The 14,078-nt window shown below is 74.1% G+C and carries 14 protein-coding genes and 1 pseudogene; 7 read left to right on the top strand and 8 right to left on the bottom strand.

Annotated features, from left to right (window positions below; all coding sequences use genetic code 11):
- Positions 1 to 48: 48 nt before the first annotated feature.
- The gene (locus U5640_RS32730; protein WP_340385475.1) at positions 49 to 843 is read right to left on the bottom strand and encodes an adenosylcobinamide-GDP ribazoletransferase; all 795 of its coding nucleotides are present in this window, start codon (positions 841 to 843) and stop codon (positions 49 to 51) included.
- Positions 844 to 917: 74 nt separating this feature from the next.
- On the opposite strand from U5640_RS32730, the gene U5640_RS32735 reads away from it, so the two are divergent.
- The gene (locus U5640_RS32735; protein WP_340380536.1) at positions 918 to 1,676 is read left to right on the top strand and encodes a hypothetical protein; all 759 of its coding nucleotides are present in this window, start codon (positions 918 to 920) and stop codon (positions 1,674 to 1,676) included.
- Here U5640_RS32735 and U5640_RS32740 read toward each other — a convergent pair.
- The 3 genes from U5640_RS32740 to cobT all read right to left on the bottom strand — a co-directional run bounded on the left by U5640_RS32740 (position 1,673) and on the right by cobT (position 5,290).
- The gene (locus tag U5640_RS32740; RefSeq protein ID WP_340380538.1) at positions 1,673 to 2,401 is read right to left on the bottom strand and encodes a hypothetical protein; all 729 of its coding nucleotides are present in this window, start codon (positions 2,399 to 2,401) and stop codon (positions 1,673 to 1,675) included. The genes U5640_RS32735 and U5640_RS32740 overlap by 4 nt on opposite strands.
- A 10-nt stretch (positions 2,402 to 2,411) precedes the next feature.
- Entirely contained in the window at positions 2,412 to 4,115 is a 1,704-nt protein-coding gene (locus U5640_RS32745) for a phosphatidylglycerol lysyltransferase domain-containing protein (RefSeq protein ID WP_340380540.1), read from the bottom strand.
- An 89-nt stretch (positions 4,116 to 4,204) separates the two neighbouring features.
- Complete coding sequence (gene cobT / locus U5640_RS32750) at positions 4,205 to 5,290, bottom strand: nicotinate-nucleotide--dimethylbenzimidazole phosphoribosyltransferase (RefSeq protein ID WP_340380542.1); 1,086 nt, start codon at positions 5,288 to 5,290, stop codon at positions 4,205 to 4,207.
- A 151-nt stretch (positions 5,291 to 5,441) separates the two neighbouring features.
- Between cobT and U5640_RS32755 the strand changes: the two genes are divergently transcribed.
- Positions 5,442 to 6,350 (top strand): class I SAM-dependent methyltransferase, encoded by a 909-nt coding sequence (locus tag U5640_RS32755; RefSeq protein ID WP_340380544.1) that lies wholly within the window; start codon positions 5,442 to 5,444, stop codon positions 6,348 to 6,350.
- Between the two features lie 65 nt (positions 6,351 to 6,415).
- Here U5640_RS32755 and U5640_RS32760 read toward each other — a convergent pair.
- Positions 6,416 to 7,625: pseudogene (locus U5640_RS32760) on the bottom strand (bifunctional adenosylcobinamide kinase/adenosylcobinamide-phosphate guanylyltransferase).
- A 114-nt stretch (positions 7,626 to 7,739) separates the two neighbouring features.
- Here U5640_RS32760 and U5640_RS32765 point away from each other — a divergent pair.
- Positions 7,740 to 7,952 (top strand): hypothetical protein, encoded by a 213-nt coding sequence (locus tag U5640_RS32765; protein WP_340380546.1) that lies wholly within the window; start codon positions 7,740 to 7,742, stop codon positions 7,950 to 7,952.
- Positions 7,953 to 8,021: 69 nt separating this feature from the next.
- Here the strand turns inward: U5640_RS32765 and U5640_RS32770 are convergent, their stop codons facing one another.
- The 3 genes from U5640_RS32770 to U5640_RS32780 all read right to left on the bottom strand — a co-directional run bounded on the left by U5640_RS32770 (position 8,022) and on the right by U5640_RS32780 (position 10,601).
- Positions 8,022 to 9,104, bottom strand: a complete 1,083-nt coding sequence (locus tag U5640_RS32770; RefSeq protein WP_340380548.1) for a trypsin-like peptidase domain-containing protein — start codon at positions 9,102 to 9,104, stop codon at positions 8,022 to 8,024.
- Positions 9,105 to 9,207: 103 nt separating this feature from the next.
- Positions 9,208 to 9,921 (bottom strand): methyltransferase domain-containing protein, encoded by a 714-nt coding sequence (locus U5640_RS32775; protein ID WP_340380550.1) that lies wholly within the window; start codon positions 9,919 to 9,921, stop codon positions 9,208 to 9,210.
- An 83-nt stretch (positions 9,922 to 10,004) separates the two neighbouring features.
- Positions 10,005 to 10,601 (bottom strand): DUF3043 domain-containing protein, encoded by a 597-nt coding sequence (locus U5640_RS32780; protein ID WP_340380552.1) that lies wholly within the window; start codon positions 10,599 to 10,601, stop codon positions 10,005 to 10,007.
- Positions 10,602 to 10,909: 308 nt separating this feature from the next.
- On the opposite strand from U5640_RS32780, the gene U5640_RS32785 reads away from it, so the two are divergent.
- The 4 genes from U5640_RS32785 (at position 10,910) to U5640_RS32800 (ending at position 14,027) form a co-directional block, all read left to right on the top strand.
- Positions 10,910 to 11,704, top strand: coding sequence for a PspA/IM30 family protein (locus tag U5640_RS32785; RefSeq protein WP_340380554.1), 795 nt, complete (start codon positions 10,910 to 10,912; stop codon positions 11,702 to 11,704).
- A 38-nt stretch (positions 11,705 to 11,742) separates the two neighbouring features.
- Entirely contained in the window at positions 11,743 to 12,021 is a 279-nt protein-coding gene (locus U5640_RS32790; RefSeq protein ID WP_340380556.1) for a hypothetical protein, read from the top strand.
- Positions 12,022 to 12,126: 105 nt separating this feature from the next.
- A complete protein-coding gene (locus U5640_RS32795) occupies positions 12,127 to 13,350 on the top strand; it encodes a histidine kinase (RefSeq protein ID WP_340380558.1) in 1,224 nt (407 codons plus the stop codon).
- Positions 13,347 to 14,027: a response regulator transcription factor gene (locus U5640_RS32800; protein ID WP_340380560.1), complete on the top strand. Its 681-nt coding sequence runs from the start codon at positions 13,347 to 13,349 to the stop codon at positions 14,025 to 14,027. The genes U5640_RS32795 and U5640_RS32800 overlap by 4 nt, the downstream gene beginning before the upstream one ends.
- Positions 14,028 to 14,078 lie beyond the last annotated feature (51 nt).

A 14,078-nucleotide genomic window follows, 5' to 3' on the forward strand; every position in this document is an offset into this window, starting at 1 on the left:
CCGCACCGGACGTCGCGAGCTTCCTGGCAAACCTTCCCGGTCACGGCACTAGCCGCCCAGACCGCCTCCCAGCGTCAGGGCCACCAGGGCCGTCGTCGCCGCCGTCTCCGCCACGCCTCCGAACACGTCCCCCGTCACCCCGCCGAAGCGGCGGGTGCAGTGGCGGAGAAGCAGTTCGGCGGTGGCGAGTGCGGCCAGCAGGGCGAGGGGCGTGCGGGCGGCGCCGTAGTCGTCGGACAGGGCGCCGACGGCTGCCGCGGCGGCTGTGAACGCGGCCGTCAGGGCCAGTGCGGCCGGGACCGGGACCACACCCGCCACCGCCGCGCCCAGGCCCTCCGGCCGGGCCGGCGGGACGCCCGCCCGGGCCGCCAGGGTGAGGGCGAGACGGGCCGCCACCGCCGAGACGACGGCCGCGACCGCACCCCGGGCCCACGAGCCGTCGTACAGCCGGGCCAGCGCCGCCACCTGCGCGAGCAGCACGAACACCAGCGTGAGCACCCCGAACGGCCCGATGTCCGACTGCTTCATGATCCGCAGCGCGTCCTCGGCGGGCTTGCCGCTGCCCAGACCGTCCGCCGTGTCGGCCAGCCCGTCGAGATGCAGTCCGCGGGTGAGCGCGGCGGGTACGGCGGCGGAGCCGACGGCGGCGAGCAGCGGGCCCGCGCCGAGGAGGAGCAGCAGCAGACCGAGGCCCGCCGCACCGCCCCCGACGACCAGCCCGACGAGGGGCGCGCACAGCATGCCGCCGCGGGCCGCCTCCCGGTCCCAGCGGCTCACCCGCACGGGGAGCACGGAGAGGGTGCCGAAGGCGAAGCGGAGACCGTGCAGCGGTGGAGGGGTCATGGACACGGCGGCAGACTAGCCCGGACGCCGTTCCCGTGAGGCAGCCCACCCCACCGCCCGCGACACTGGGGGGCATGGGCGAATGGTGGCAGCGCAACATCGTCGAGCCGGGCAAACTCCCTCTGCTGCTCGCCCTGACCGCCTTCGTCCTCACCTTCCTGATCACCCGGGTGATCACCCGCATGATCCGGGCGGGCAAGGGCCCCTTCGGCAACGTCAGCTCCGGCGGGGTGCACATCCACCACGTCGTCCCCGGCGTCGTCCTGATCGTCGCGGGCGGCTTCGGCGCGGTGGCGAGCGGGGTGCGCGGCTTCGGCTCCGGGGTCTTCGCGGTGGTCTTCGGCATCGGGGCGGGGCTCGTCCTCGACGAGTTCGCGCTGATCCTGCACCTCGACGACGTGTACTGGACGGAGGCGGGGCGCAAGAGCGTGGAGGCGGTGGTGCTGACGGCCGCCCTCGGGGGGCTGCTGCTGGTGGGGTCGGCGCCGTTCGGGGTGAACGACATGAGCGACGCGGAGCTCCAGGACCGGGGGACCGTGCTGGTGACCGTCGTCGTGAACTTCCTGCTGTCGCTGACCGTGCTGTTCAAGGGCAAGATCAAGATGGCCGTGTTCAGCGTGTTCATCCCGTTCGTCGGGCTGGTCGGCCTGGTGCGGCTGGCCCGGCCCGGGTCGCCCTGGGCGCGGCGCTTCTACCGGCGCCGGCCGCGGGCGCGGGCCCGGGCGCTGCTGCGCGCGTACCGGCACGACCGGCGGTGGGTCGGGCCGGGGCGGGTGCTGGGGGACTGGCTCGGGGGGAAGACGGACGCGGAGCTTGCCCGCAAGGGCGCCTAATGGGGGTGGGTGCTTCTGTTGTTCGGCGACTGCGGGTGCGTCGTGGCTGGTCGCGCCCCGCGGCGGAGCCGCAGATCGACACGGCCCCGCGCCCTCTTGGCGGGAGACCTTGCCGTGCACAGGACGGCGACCGCTGCCATCGCCGCCAGGTGCTCCTGGCCGGCCAGGTTGTTCTTCAGTACGACCTCCACGACTATCGCCGCGGCCACCGCGGCGGTCGTGACGTACGCCCGACAGTGCCGGCCCAGGTACACCGCCAGGCCCACCACCGCCGCCGACGGGCCCGTGTCGATCACCTGGGCGTCGGTGGCGGGGAGGGTGTCCAGGGCGACGGCCGCGCGGGCGTACAGGGTGCCGGCGAAGGTCGCGACGTAGGCCACGGCCAGGGTGCGCCGACGGCCCAGGCAGATCTCCGCGAGCCCGAACACCAGCAGGAGCTGGGCGAGGGCACCCCGAACCGGCAGGTCCAGGGCGGGGACGAAGAGGGAGAGCGGGGTGCGCAGGAGGGCGAGCCAGAGGGGGTCCGCGGCCCGGACGGCCCCCAGGTCCTGCACCGGCCGGTAGCCCCAGGGGCGGTTCTGCACGAGCTGGAGGACCGACGTCAGACACACCGCCGCGAGTGTCATCGGCACCGCCCGCCACCGCCGCCGCACCAGCGGCCCGCGCACGGCCGCGTACAAGGGTCCCCACTCGGCACGGGCCCACCGGGCGACCCGACGCCTCACCGGCGACCCCTCACCCACGGGTGCCCTTCGGCAGCCCCGGCGCCGTGGGCCGGGTCGTCAGGAAGCCCTCGGCGCGGGCCGACGCCAGGGCGATGCGGGGCAGGTCGGCGCTCTTCTCGAAGAGGAGGAACCGGGGCTCCCAGATGGGCCGGTACTTGGCGTTGGCGCGGTACAGCGACTCGATCTGCCACCAGCGGGAGAAGAAGCTCAGCAGGGAGCGCCACAGCCTCAGCACCGGCCCGGCGCCCAGCCGCCCGCCCCGTTCGAAGACCGAGCGGAAGACGGCGAAGTTGAGCGAGACCTGGGTGATCCCGACCTCCCGGGCCCGCCGGAGGAGGTCGATCACCATGAACTCCATCAGGCCGTTGTCGCAGTCCCGGTCGCGCCGCATCAGATCGAGGGAGAGCCCCTGCGGGCCCCAGGGTACGAAGGAGAGCAGCGCGCGCAGCTCGCCGTGGGCGTCGGTGCACTCCAGCATCAGGCAGCGCCCGTCCTCGGGGTCCCCGAGCCGCCCCAGCGCCATGCTGAACCCGCGCTCGGTGGGCCCGTCCCGCCAGTCGTCGGCCCGGCGCAGGAGATACGCCAGCTCCTCGGCCGGGATGTCCTCGTGCCGCCGTACCCGCACGGTGTACCCGGCGCGGCGGACCCGGTTGTACGCCTGGCGGACCGTCCGCATGGCCCGCCCCTCCAGCGTGAAGTCGGCGACCTCGACGATCGCCTCGTCGCCGAGTTCGAGGGCGTCCAGCCCGTGCCGGGCGTACACCGTCCCGGCCTCCTCGCCCGCCCCCATCACCGCCGGGATCCACCCGTGCGCCCGTGCCTCGGCGAGCCACGGCTCGATCGCCCCCGGCCAGGCCTCCGGGTCGCCGAGCGGGTCGCCCGAGGCCAGGGACACCCCGCCGACCACGCGGTAGGCGACGGCCGCCTTCCCGGTCGGCGACCAGCGCACGCTCTTCTCCCGGCGCAGCGCGAAGTACCCGAGCGAGTCCCGCTCGCCGTGCCGGTCGAGCAGTTCCCGCAGGCGTTTCTCGTCGTCCTCGGTGAGCGGGTCCACGGCCCGCCGGGAGCGGAAGGCCGCGTACAGGACGGCCAGGACGAGGGCCGTGCTCAGCACGTTGACGGTGACGTCGACCCAGTTCGGCGGGGCGATGCCGGGGGAGCGGAAGTCGGTGATCGAGACCAGGCGGAGGGTTCCGTAGCGCCAGCGTCCGGCGAACGTGGAGTGACCCCGGGCCTGGTTGGTCGCCGTCACCAGCAGGGCGGCGAGCAGCGACGCGACGAGCAGCCCCCCGGCGGCGACGGTCACCGCGAGTCTCGGGTTGGCCCGGTCACCCTTGGCGTAGAACTCCCGCCGCCCGAGCACCAGCGTGGCCACGAACCCGGCGGTCAGGGCCAGCGACACCCAGTTCTGCGGGTGCCGCCGGATCTCGGGGAACACCATGGCGAAGGCGAGCAGCGCGAGGAAGGCCCCGGCGAGCCCGAGGTTGAGGATCCAGGCGGCGCGCTTGCGGCGCCGCATGGTGATCGCCAGGAACGCCGTGAACACACCGGACGCGAAGCCGGCGGTCAGCAGATACGGCGTGAACAGGTCCTCCTGGTTGTGCCGCCGCACGTCCTGCCCCAGGGAGACCCAGACCGCGCTGAGGAAGTTGACGAAGGCGACGGCACGCAGATACCAGACGGCGAAGACGGCGGCGACCCGGGCGTTTCCCATAGGAGGGGATGATATGTCCCATTTTCCGCCGTGGTGGCGCTAAGCCACGACGGCGCAGCCGGGCAGGTGCCGGACCGGCCGCCGCCGACTCACTCCTTCTCCGGCTCCTCCGCGGAGACCTCGGCCTTCTCCGGCCGCTCCGGGAGTTCGGCGGCCAGGGCCGCCGCAGCCTGCACCAGCGGCAGCGCCAGCAGTGCCCCCGCGCCCTCCCCGACCTTCACGCCCTGGTCGAGCAGCGGCTCCAGCGCCATCCGGTCCAGCGCCTTGGCCTGCCCCGGCTCACCGCTGTTGTTCGCCGCCAGCCACCAGTCCGGCGCCCGGAACGCGATCCGCTGCCCCACCAGCGCGCACGCGGCCGCCACGACCCCGTCCAGCACGACCGGCAACTTCCGTACGGCGCACTGGAGCAGAAAGCCCGTCATGGCGGCGAGGTCGGCGCCGCCGACCGTCGCCAGCAGCTGGAGCTGCTCCCCGAGCACCGGCCGCGCCCGCCGCAGCGCGTCCCGGATGGCCGCGCACTTGCGCATCCACGCCAGGTCGTCGATGCCCTCGCCGCCCCGCCCGGTCACCACGGAGGCGTCGGTCCCGCACAGCGCGGCGACCAGCACCCCGGCCGCCGTGGTCCCGCCCACGCTGACATCGCCGAGGACGACCAGGTCCGTACCGGAGTCGGCCTCCTCGTCCGCGACCGCCACGCCCGCTCGGAAGGCCGCCTCGGCCTCCTCGAGCGTCAGGGCGTCCTCGATGTCGATCCGGCCGCTGCCCCGCCGCACCCGGTGCCGTACGACGTCCTGCGGGAACGCGTCCGGCTCGCAGTCCAGGGCCATGTCCACGATCCGCACGGGCACGTCGAGGCGCCGGGCGAGCACCGAGACCGGGCGGCCGCCCTCCAGGATCTCCCGCACCAGGTCCGCGGCGGTGCCGGCCGGCCGGGCCGAGACCTCGAGCTCGGCCACGCCGTGGTCGCCGGCGAACAGCACCACCCGCGGCCGGACGACCGGCCGCACCGGCACCGAACCCTGTGCCGCCGCCAGCCACTCACCCAGGTCGTCCAGGCGCCCCAGCGATCCGGGCGGCACGATCTGACGTTCCCGGCGGGCCTCCGCGTCGCGGCGGACGCCGCCGTCGGGGCGCTCGATCAGATCGGTGAAGTCGTCGAGATTAAGCGAGCTCATTCGCCGAACAGTACCGGCACCGGGCGACCGGTTCGGCGGCACATGGGCACCCCACGGGCGCGACGTCTTTGCACCCAAGATCGGTATCCCATACGTTCCGTTTTGCTGCGGAATGTCGTAGCGCTCACCCCGTCCTTCCCCGGAGCCGCTCATGCCCTCCCGGCCCAGGCCCATCCACGATCCGCGCCGCGACGACTGCCCGTGGTGCGGATCGAAACGCCTGCGCACCCGACTGCGGTCACCGGACCTGCGCCACCGCAGACCCGGCACCTTCGTGGTCGACGAGTGCCGGGACTGCGCGCACGCCTTCCAGAACCCGCGCCTGACCCCCGAGGGACTGACGCTCTACGACGGCCCGCGCGGCCGGCGCCACAGCCCCCGGCACCTGCGGGCGACCGCCCGCGCGATGCTGCCGTTCCCGGAACCGGAGAGCTGGCTGGACGTGGGGACGGGGGACGCCCGCTTCCCCCTGGCGGCCAAGGCGCTGTTCGCCTACACGGCGTTCGACGGCGTGGACGTGAACCCGCGGGTGCGGCGGGCACGGGCGGCCGGCCGCCTGGACGAGGCCCACCTGGGCGCGCTCACCGCCCCCGACGTCCTCTCCCGCCTGCGCGGGCGCTACGACGTCGTCAGCATGCTCCACCACCTCCCGCACACCAGGGAACCCCGGCAGGAGCTCGCCGCCGCACTCACCGCCCTGCGGCCCGGCGGCCACCTCCTCCTCGAACTCCCGGACCCCACCAGCGCGTCCGCGACGGTCCTGGGCAAGTGGTGGCACCCGTACGACCAGCCCCGCCACCTCCACCTGATCCCCCCGGCCAACCTCCTGCTGGAACTCGAGTCCCGGGGCTGCGAGATCGTCACCACGGACCGCAGCGCCGCCCACACCCCCCACGATCTGTCGACGGCGGCCTCCCTCTACCTGAACCGCACCCGCCTGCACCGCGCCGCGGGGCTCGGCACCGCCGCCGCCGCGCTGGTGGACCACGCCCTGGCCCCGGCCCTGCGCCGCACCCGCTTCTCGAACGCGTACCGGGTGATCGCCCGAAAGGCCGGGTGAGCGCCGGCCGCCGGCCGAGTGCGGGCGCGCGGCGACCGGTCGTGCGGGGCCCGCGCCCCCGGGGCTCACCCCCGCAGCACCATCGCCTGGCCCGCCACCACCAGGACGACCTCCTCGCACTCGGCCGCCACCGCCGCGTTCAGGCGCCCCAGCTCGTCCCGGTACCGGCGCCCCGACGCGGTCGCCGGCACGATCCCCGACCCCACCTCGTTCGACACCAGCACCACGGTCCGCCGGGCCGCCCGCACCGCCCCCGCCAGCTCCGCGACCCGTCCCCGCAGGGCCCGCTCACCCCCCGTCCGCCCACACCGCGTCGTCCCACGCGCCCACCGCGTCCATGGCATCCGTCAGCCACAGCGACAGACAGTCGATCAGCAGCGGCGCCCCCGCCTCCGCCAGCAACGGCACCAGGTCGCACGTCTCCGCCGTGCGCCACGAACCCGGCCGCCGCTCCCGGTGCGCGGCCACCCGGGCCCCCCACTCGGTGTCCCCGCCCCGCGTCCCCCCGGTCGCCACGTACAGCACGTCCGGGAACGACTCCAGCCGCCGCTCCGCCTCCACCGACTTCCCCGACCGCGCCCCGCCCAGCACCAGCGTCCGCCGCGGCACGTCCGGCACGTCCTCGTACACCCCCGCCACCAGCGTCGTCCCGTCCGGCACCGCCCGCGCCCCCGCCGCCGCCAGCCGTCGTGTCAACTCCGCGCCCGGCGGCACGTCATGGTCCAGATGTACGGCGACCACGTCCGTCGTCGGCCCGACCGCGCCCACCGCCCGGAGCTTCGCCAGCGCGTCCGGCCGCCCCACCGGATCGGCCAGGACCAGGTCGTACCGCTCGGCGGGCTCCGCCCCCTCCTCCAGACCGGCCGGCGCGCCCCCCGGCGGCAGATACAGCAGCCGCTGCCCGTCCGGACCGGTCACCGCGTAACCGGTGCCGGGCGCGTCCATCGCCACCGCCCGCACCCGATGCCCCGTCAGCAGCGCCAACTCCCGCCCGTCCGGGACCCGTCCCGGCTGCGGCAGCCCGGCCGGCACCTCCACCGGCGGCCCGTCGTGCGGATGAGACAGCAGCACCTGCCGTACCCCGCCCAGTGAATGCCCCACCCGGGCCGCCGCGAAGGCCGCACCGGGCGTCAGATCGAGCAGCAGCGCCCCGTCCACGAGCAACGCGGTCGCCGCACGCGCGTGCGCTCCCAGTGACAGCGCGCACACCGCGCAGGGGCAGTCGGGGCGGGGCAGGCCCGCCGGGGCACCGGTTCCGAGCAGAGTCACTTCCACACAGCGTATTTTCGCGTCTCTGACCTGGTCTTGCGCATCCGACTAGGCTGCTCGGCAGGGACCGGACCAAGATCCGGCCCCTGCTCCGCACGTGGTCACATCAGGGAGGCGTACATGGCGGCATGGACGTGGCGGTTCGAGAAGGCCGACGGGACGGAGGTCCCGCCCGCGGTGGAGCCGGAGGAGTTCACCACCCAGGGGGACGCCGAGTCCTGGATCGGGGAACAGTGGAAGGCCCTCCTCGAAGGCGGCGCGGACCAGGTGCGGCTCTTCGAGGACTCCACCGAGATCTACGGCCCCATGAGCCTGCGCGCGAACGAGGCCTGACCCCGCGGCAAGGGGCGGCCCCGACACGGCCGCCCCTCCGCACCGCCTCGCACCGCCGCCGCACCCGCCTCACTGCTCACCCAGCGTCACCCGGGCCGTCTTCTCCTTGCCGTTGTGGGTGTACGTCACGGTGGTCCGGTCACCCGGCTTCTCTTCGGCCAGCGCCTCCGTCAGCGAGGTGATGGTGGTGATGTCCGTGTCGCCGAGCCGGACGATCACGTCCCCCGGCCCGATCCCCGCCTTCTCGGCCGCCCCGCCGCTCTTCACCTCCACCACGACCACCCCCGCGGGCTGGAAGTCCGCGTCCACGAAGGTGCGTCCGGTGATGCCGAGCGCCGCCCGGCCCGAGTCGGTCACCCGGCCGCTGCGCACGATCTGGTCGGCGATCGTGCGCACGGTCGACGCGGGGATCGCGAACCCGATGCCGGGCGCCGCCCCGCCGCCGAGCTGGGGATCGGTCGCGGCGAGCGTCGGGATCCCGATGATCCGCCCGTCCAGGCCCACCAGCGCGCCCCCGCTGTTGCCCGGGTTGATCGCCGCCGAGGTCTGCACCATGTTGGCGAGCGTCGCCCCCGTACCGCCGCCGTCACTGCCCTCGCTGACGGTCCGTCCGGTCGCCGAGACGATGCCCTCCGTCACGCTCGACGCCAGCCCGAGCGGCGATCCCATCGCCAGGACGACCTGCCCGACCTGCACCTTCGAGGAGTCCCCGAACGACGCCGCCCGCAGCCCGGCCGGCACGCTGTCCAGCTTGACCACGGCGAGGTCCTGCTCCGGATAGGCGGAGACGAGGGTCGCCGTCAGCGGCTTCTTGCTGTTGGCGGTGGTCACCCGGAACGTCCGCCCGTCCGCGACGACGTGCGCGTTGGTGACGATGTGGCCCCCGCCGTCGTAGACGACCCCCGACCCCAGTCCGCTGTCCGTCTCGATCTGCACCACGGAGGGCAGTACGTCCTTGATCACCCGCTGGAAGTCGCCCTGCAACTCCTCCGCGGCCTGCCCGGGCGGCCGTACGGCGGCCTGCGCGGCCCGGGTCGCCTCCGCCGCCTGCGGGGCCTGGGCGGTGGTGGCCCGTGGAGCCCCGACGCCGGAACACCCGGCACAGCACACGAGCAGGGCGAGTCCCAGGGCGCGGAAGCGGGGAGAGTCCATGCCCCGAGTCTCACGGCGACACCGGGAACGGGCCCGGTGGAGTCACCCGAACGAGCGATCCTGCGTCCGCTCCCCAGGGGCGCGGGGCGGCGTCCGGACGACCTCAGGCCCCCCGGACCCCACAAAGATGCAGCAACGCCGCCACCCCCCGGTAGGGATCCGTCCTCCCGGCCCGCTCCTCCACCGCCAGCAGCGCCTCCGCCGCGTCGGCGTCCTCCGGGACCGCGGTCCCGTCGGCGGCGGTGTCGGTGAACACCCGCACCCCGTACCACGCCTGCAACGGCGCCCCGATCCCGGCCAGCGCGTCGGTCAGCGTGCCCAGCCGGTCGGCCCGCACCTGGAGGCCCAGCCGGTTCGTGTACGACACCGTGTCGAAGGCGGCCAGCGCGCCCGCCCACTCGCCGCTCAGCCCCGGCCGCATGGCCAGCGCGTCCGCGTTGCGCACGAGCAGCGACAGCAGCCCGCCCGGGGCCAGCATCCGGCCCAGACCGGCCAGCAGGGCGTCCGGCTCCTCGACGTACATCAGGACGCCGTGGCACAGCACCACGTCGAAGCTCCCCGGCAGGAAGTGCACCCCGGTGTCCCGGCCGTCGCCCTCGATGATCCGCATCCGCTCCCGGATGCCCTCCGGCTCCCCGGCGAGCGCCTCCCGGGCCGCCGCGGCCATCGTCGTGTCCTGCTCCAGACCGGTCACCTGATGACCGAGGCGGGCCAGCCGCAGCGCCTGCGTGCCCTGCCCCATGCCCACGTCGAGCACCCGCAGCCGCTGCCCGACCGGATAACGCCCGGTGATCTGCTCGTCGAGCTGCCGGGCCACCAGCTCCTGCCGTACGACATCACGCAGCCCGCCCAGCCTGCTCAGCCAGGCCTCGGCCGCTCCCCCGGAGAACGCCGTCGTGCTCAGGGCCGCTCTCCGCGCTTGACCTGCGGCTTGGGCAGCCGGAGCCGGCGCATCTGCAGGGAACGCATCAGGGCGTAGGCGACCGCGCCCCGCCGGTTCTGGTCGGGGAAGCGCGCGTGCAGCGCCTTGCGCAGCCGGAAGGCGGAGACGATCGAGTCGAGCACGATCAGCACGATCACCACCAGCCACAGCAGCAGCGCGACGGTCTGCAGCGAGGCCACCCGGACCAGGCTCAGCACCAGGATCGCCACGGCCATGGGCAGGAAGAACTCCGCCACGTTGAACCGCGAGTCGACGAAGTCGCGCGCGAACTTGCGGACCGGCCCCTTGTCACGGGCCGGGAGGTACCGCTCGTCGCCGCCCGCCAGCGCCTGGCGCTGACGCTCCAGCTGGGTGCGGCGCTCGTCGCGCTGCCGCTTGGCGGCCTCCTTGCGCGTCGTCGGCGTGTTGGCGGCGCTGCGGCGCTGCGACTGGGCCTCGCTGCGCTTGGGCGTCGGCCGGCCCTTGGGGGCCTGCGGGTCACGGGTCTGCTTGGAGTCGGTCACGACCGCCTTGTCGGCGGGGGCCTTCTCTTCCTTGGCACGGCTACGGAACACAAAACCCAAGCGTAAGCGCTCGCGGGCATGGACCCCAGCCCTGCGGGGAACGATCCGGCAACACCAGGCGTCTGTAGTGAAGACGGACCGGGACAGTCGGGGGAAAACGGAGGAAGAGGGGACGTAAGGGCGGGCGGGGGTCCACCCTGAGGGTCACCTACTCCTCACGCCGGATCAAAGCACTCGGTCAGTCGTTCTCGGGGAGGAGCGCATCCGCCCCCGAACAGTGCGTCAATGGATGCAGGGCCCGTACTGTGGGTTCTGTCGCAGAGCTGGAGCTGGACGTCAGAAGGGGGCGCGCGAAGCCCATGAGCGGTGTCATGAAGCGTATGGGGATGATCTTCCGCGCGAAGGCGAACAAAGCCCTTGACCGGGCCGAGGACCCGCGCGAGACCCTCGACTACTCGTACCAGAAGCAGCTGGAGCTCCTGCAGAAGGTCCGCCGCGGCGTCGCCGACGTGGCCACCTCGCGCAAGCGCCTGGAGCTGCAGCTCAACCAGTTGCAGTCGCAGTCCTCGAAGCTGGAGGACCAGGGCCGCAAGGCGCTCGCCCTCGGCCGCGAGGACCTCGCCCGCGAGGCCCTCTCCCGCCGTGCCGCCCTCCAGCAGCAGGTCACCGACCTGGAGACGCAGCACGCCACGCTCCAGGGCGAGGAGGAGAAGCTCACGCTCGCGGCGCAGCGCCTCCAGGCCAAGGTCGACGCCTTCCGTACGAAGAAGGAGACCATCAAGGCCACCTACACGGCCGCGCAGGCCCAGACCCGCATCGGCGAGGCCTTCTCCGGCATCTCCGAGGAGATGGGCGACGTCGGTCTCGCCATCCAGCGCGCCGAGGACAAGACGGCCCAGCTCCAGGCGCGGGCCGGCGCCCTCGACGAGTTGCTCGCCTCCGGCGCCCTGGACGACCCCACCGGCATCGCGAAGGACGACATCCAGAGCGAGCTGGACCGGCTCTCCGGTGGTACGGATGTAGAGCTGGAACTGCAGCGCATGAAGGCCGAGCTGGCCGGGGGCTCCTCCTCCGGGCAGCAGGCCATCGAGGGCGGCACGGGACAGCAGTCCCCGCAGCAGCATCAGGACACCCCGCGCTTCGACAAGCAGTAGCAGCCCGGCGCCGGGGACCGGAGCCGAGGAGGGCCGACATGATCGTACGGATCATGGGGGAGGGCCAGTGGAAACTGGCCGACTCCCACTTCGCCGAGCTGAACACGCTGGACGACGAGCTGCTCGCGGAGATGGAGGGCGGCGACGACACGGGCTTCCGGCGCACCCTCGGCGCCCTCCTCGACGCGGTCCGCCGCCTCGGCGAGCCCCTGCCCGACGACGCCCTCGAACCGTCGGAACTGATCCTGCCGGCCCCGGAGGCGAGCCTGGCGGAGGTCAGGGAGCTGCTGAGCGACGACGGACTGATCCCGGGGTAGGGAAACCGGCCCCGGCGCAGGAGGACGAGGCCCCTTCGGGGCCGCAGCGGGGCTCCGGGGGCGCGCGCCCCCGGCCACGGCCAGGAGAGCGACGGTAAGCAGAACGTGACCCCCCTCGCACGGGCCCGGCACCAGCTGACGGCCCACCCCCTCGCCCTCGACTCCGCCCTCGCCTCGGGCGTCCTGCTGTGCATGCTCGCCGGCTCCTTCGTCGACCCGCACAGCGGCCACACCGTCAGCTGGAGCATCCGCACCCCCGACCCCCTCAGCCTCCTGCTGATGACGCTCGGCGCCCTCACCCTGGTCTTCCGGCGCCGCGCCCCCATGACGGTCCTCGCCCTCACCGGCACCCTCTCCGTCGTCGAGTGCGTCACCGGCGACCCCCGCGCCCCCGTCGCGATGTCCGCCGTCGTCGCCCTCTTCACCGTCGCCGCCACCACCGACCGCCGCACCACCCTGCGCGCCGGCCTGCTCACCATGACCGCGCTCACCAGCGCCGCGATGCTGGCCGGCCCACTGCCCTGGTACGCGCAGGAAAACCTCGGCATCCTCGCCTGGACCGGCATCGGCGCCACCGCAGGCGACGCCGTCCGCAGCCGCCGGGCCGTCGTCCGGGCCATCCGCGAGCGCGCCGAGCGGGCCGAGCGCACCCGCGAGGAGGAGGCCCGCCGCCGCGTCGCCGAGGAACGCCTGCGCATCGCCCGCGATCTGCACGACGTGGTCGCCCACCACATCGCCCTGGTCAACGTCCAGGCCGGGGTCGCCGCCCACGTCATGGACAAGCGCCCCGACCAGGCCAAGGAGGCCCTCGCCCACGTCCGCGAGGCCAGCCGCTCCGCGCTCAACGAGCTGCGCGCCACCGTCGGCCTGCTGCGCCAGTCCGGCGACCCGGAGGCCCCCACCGAACCGGCCCCCGGCCTGGACCGCCTCGACGAGCTGGCCGGCACCTTCCGCAACGCCGGTCTGCTGGTCGAGGTCGCCCGCGCCGACCACGACACGCGACTCCCCGCCGCCGTGGACCTGGCCGCCTACCGGGTCATCCAGGAGGCCCTCACCAACGTCCAGAAGCACGCGGGAGCGGACGCGAAGGCCGAGGTCAGCGTCGTACGCGTGGGACCGCACCTCGAGATCACGGTCCTCGACGACGGAGCCCCGGGGCCCGAGGAGGCCCCGGCCGGCGGCGGCGGGCACGGACTGCTCGGCATGCGCGAACGCGTCACCGCCCTGCGCGGCACCCTCACCACCGGTCCCCGCTACGGGGGCGGTTTCCGGGTGCATGCGATCCTGCCCGTCAAGACCCGCACCCGGACCGCCGAGGACCCCGTATGACCATTCGTGTCCTGCTCGCCGACGACCAGGCGCTGCTGCGCAGCGCGTTCCGGGTGCTCGTCGACTCCGAGTCCGACATGGAGGTGGTGGGGGAGGCGTCCGACGGGGCGCAGGCGGTCCGGCTGGCCCGCGAGGAGCGCCCGGACGTCGTCCTGATGGACATCCGCATGCCCGGCACGGACGGCCTCGCCGCGACCCGCGCGATCAGCGCCGACCCCGACCTCGCCCAGGTCCGGGTGGTCATCCTGACCACCTTCGAGGTCGACGACTACGTGGTGCAGTCGCTGCGCGCGGGCGCCTCCGGCTTCCTCGGCAAGGGCAGCGAGCCGGAGGAGATGCTCAGCGCGATCCGGATAGCCGCCGGCGGCGAGGCCCTGCTCTCGCCGGCCGCCACCAAGGGCCTCATCGCCCGCTTCCTCGCCCAGGGCGACACACCCCACGACCACGACCCCGCCCGGGCGCAGCGCCTCGGCGCCCTCACGGTGCGCGAGCGTGAGGTCCTCGTCCAGGTGGCCGGCGGTCACTCCAACGACGAGATAGCCGAGCGCCTCGAGGTCAGCCCGCTGACCGTGAAGACGCACGTCAACCGGGCCATGGCGAAGCTCGGCGCCCGTGACCGGGCCCAACTCGTGGTAATCGCCTACGAGTCGGGGCTGGTCCGCCCGAGGGTGGAGTGACGCCGCCCCCTCGTACTGCGGTCGGAGTAGGAGGGGGGTAAGGAAATGGAC

It is taken from the genome of Streptomyces sp. SS7, assembly GCF_037993025.1.
Lineage (GTDB): Bacteria > Actinomycetota > Actinomycetes > Streptomycetales > Streptomycetaceae > Streptomyces.

What these genes read in the sequence shown, in the direction of transcription:
- U5640_RS32730 (WP_340385475.1), bottom strand. Translation starts at nt 843, where the DNA reads ATGACCCCTCCACCGCTGCACGGTCTCCGCTTCGCCTTCGGCACCCTC.
- U5640_RS32735 (WP_340380536.1), top strand. Translation starts at nt 918, where the DNA reads ATGGGCGAATGGTGGCAGCGCAACATCGTCGAGCCGGGCAAACTCCCT.
- U5640_RS32745 (WP_340380540.1), bottom strand. Translation starts at nt 4,115, where the DNA reads ATGGGAAACGCCCGGGTCGCCGCCGTCTTCGCCGTCTGGTATCTGCGT.
- cobT (WP_340380542.1), bottom strand. Translation starts at nt 5,290, where the DNA reads ATGAGCTCGCTTAATCTCGACGACTTCACCGATCTGATCGAGCGCCCC.
- U5640_RS32755 (WP_340380544.1), top strand. Translation starts at nt 5,442, where the DNA reads ATGCCCTCCCGGCCCAGGCCCATCCACGATCCGCGCCGCGACGACTGC.
- U5640_RS32765 (WP_340380546.1), top strand. Translation starts at nt 7,740, where the DNA reads ATGGCGGCATGGACGTGGCGGTTCGAGAAGGCCGACGGGACGGAGGTC.
- U5640_RS32770 (WP_340380548.1), bottom strand. Translation starts at nt 9,104, where the DNA reads ATGGACTCTCCCCGCTTCCGCGCCCTGGGACTCGCCCTGCTCGTGTGC.
- U5640_RS32785 (WP_340380554.1), top strand. Translation starts at nt 10,910, where the DNA reads ATGAGCGGTGTCATGAAGCGTATGGGGATGATCTTCCGCGCGAAGGCG.
- U5640_RS32790 (WP_340380556.1), top strand. Translation starts at nt 11,743, where the DNA reads ATGATCGTACGGATCATGGGGGAGGGCCAGTGGAAACTGGCCGACTCC.
- U5640_RS32800 (WP_340380560.1), top strand. Translation starts at nt 13,347, where the DNA reads ATGACCATTCGTGTCCTGCTCGCCGACGACCAGGCGCTGCTGCGCAGC.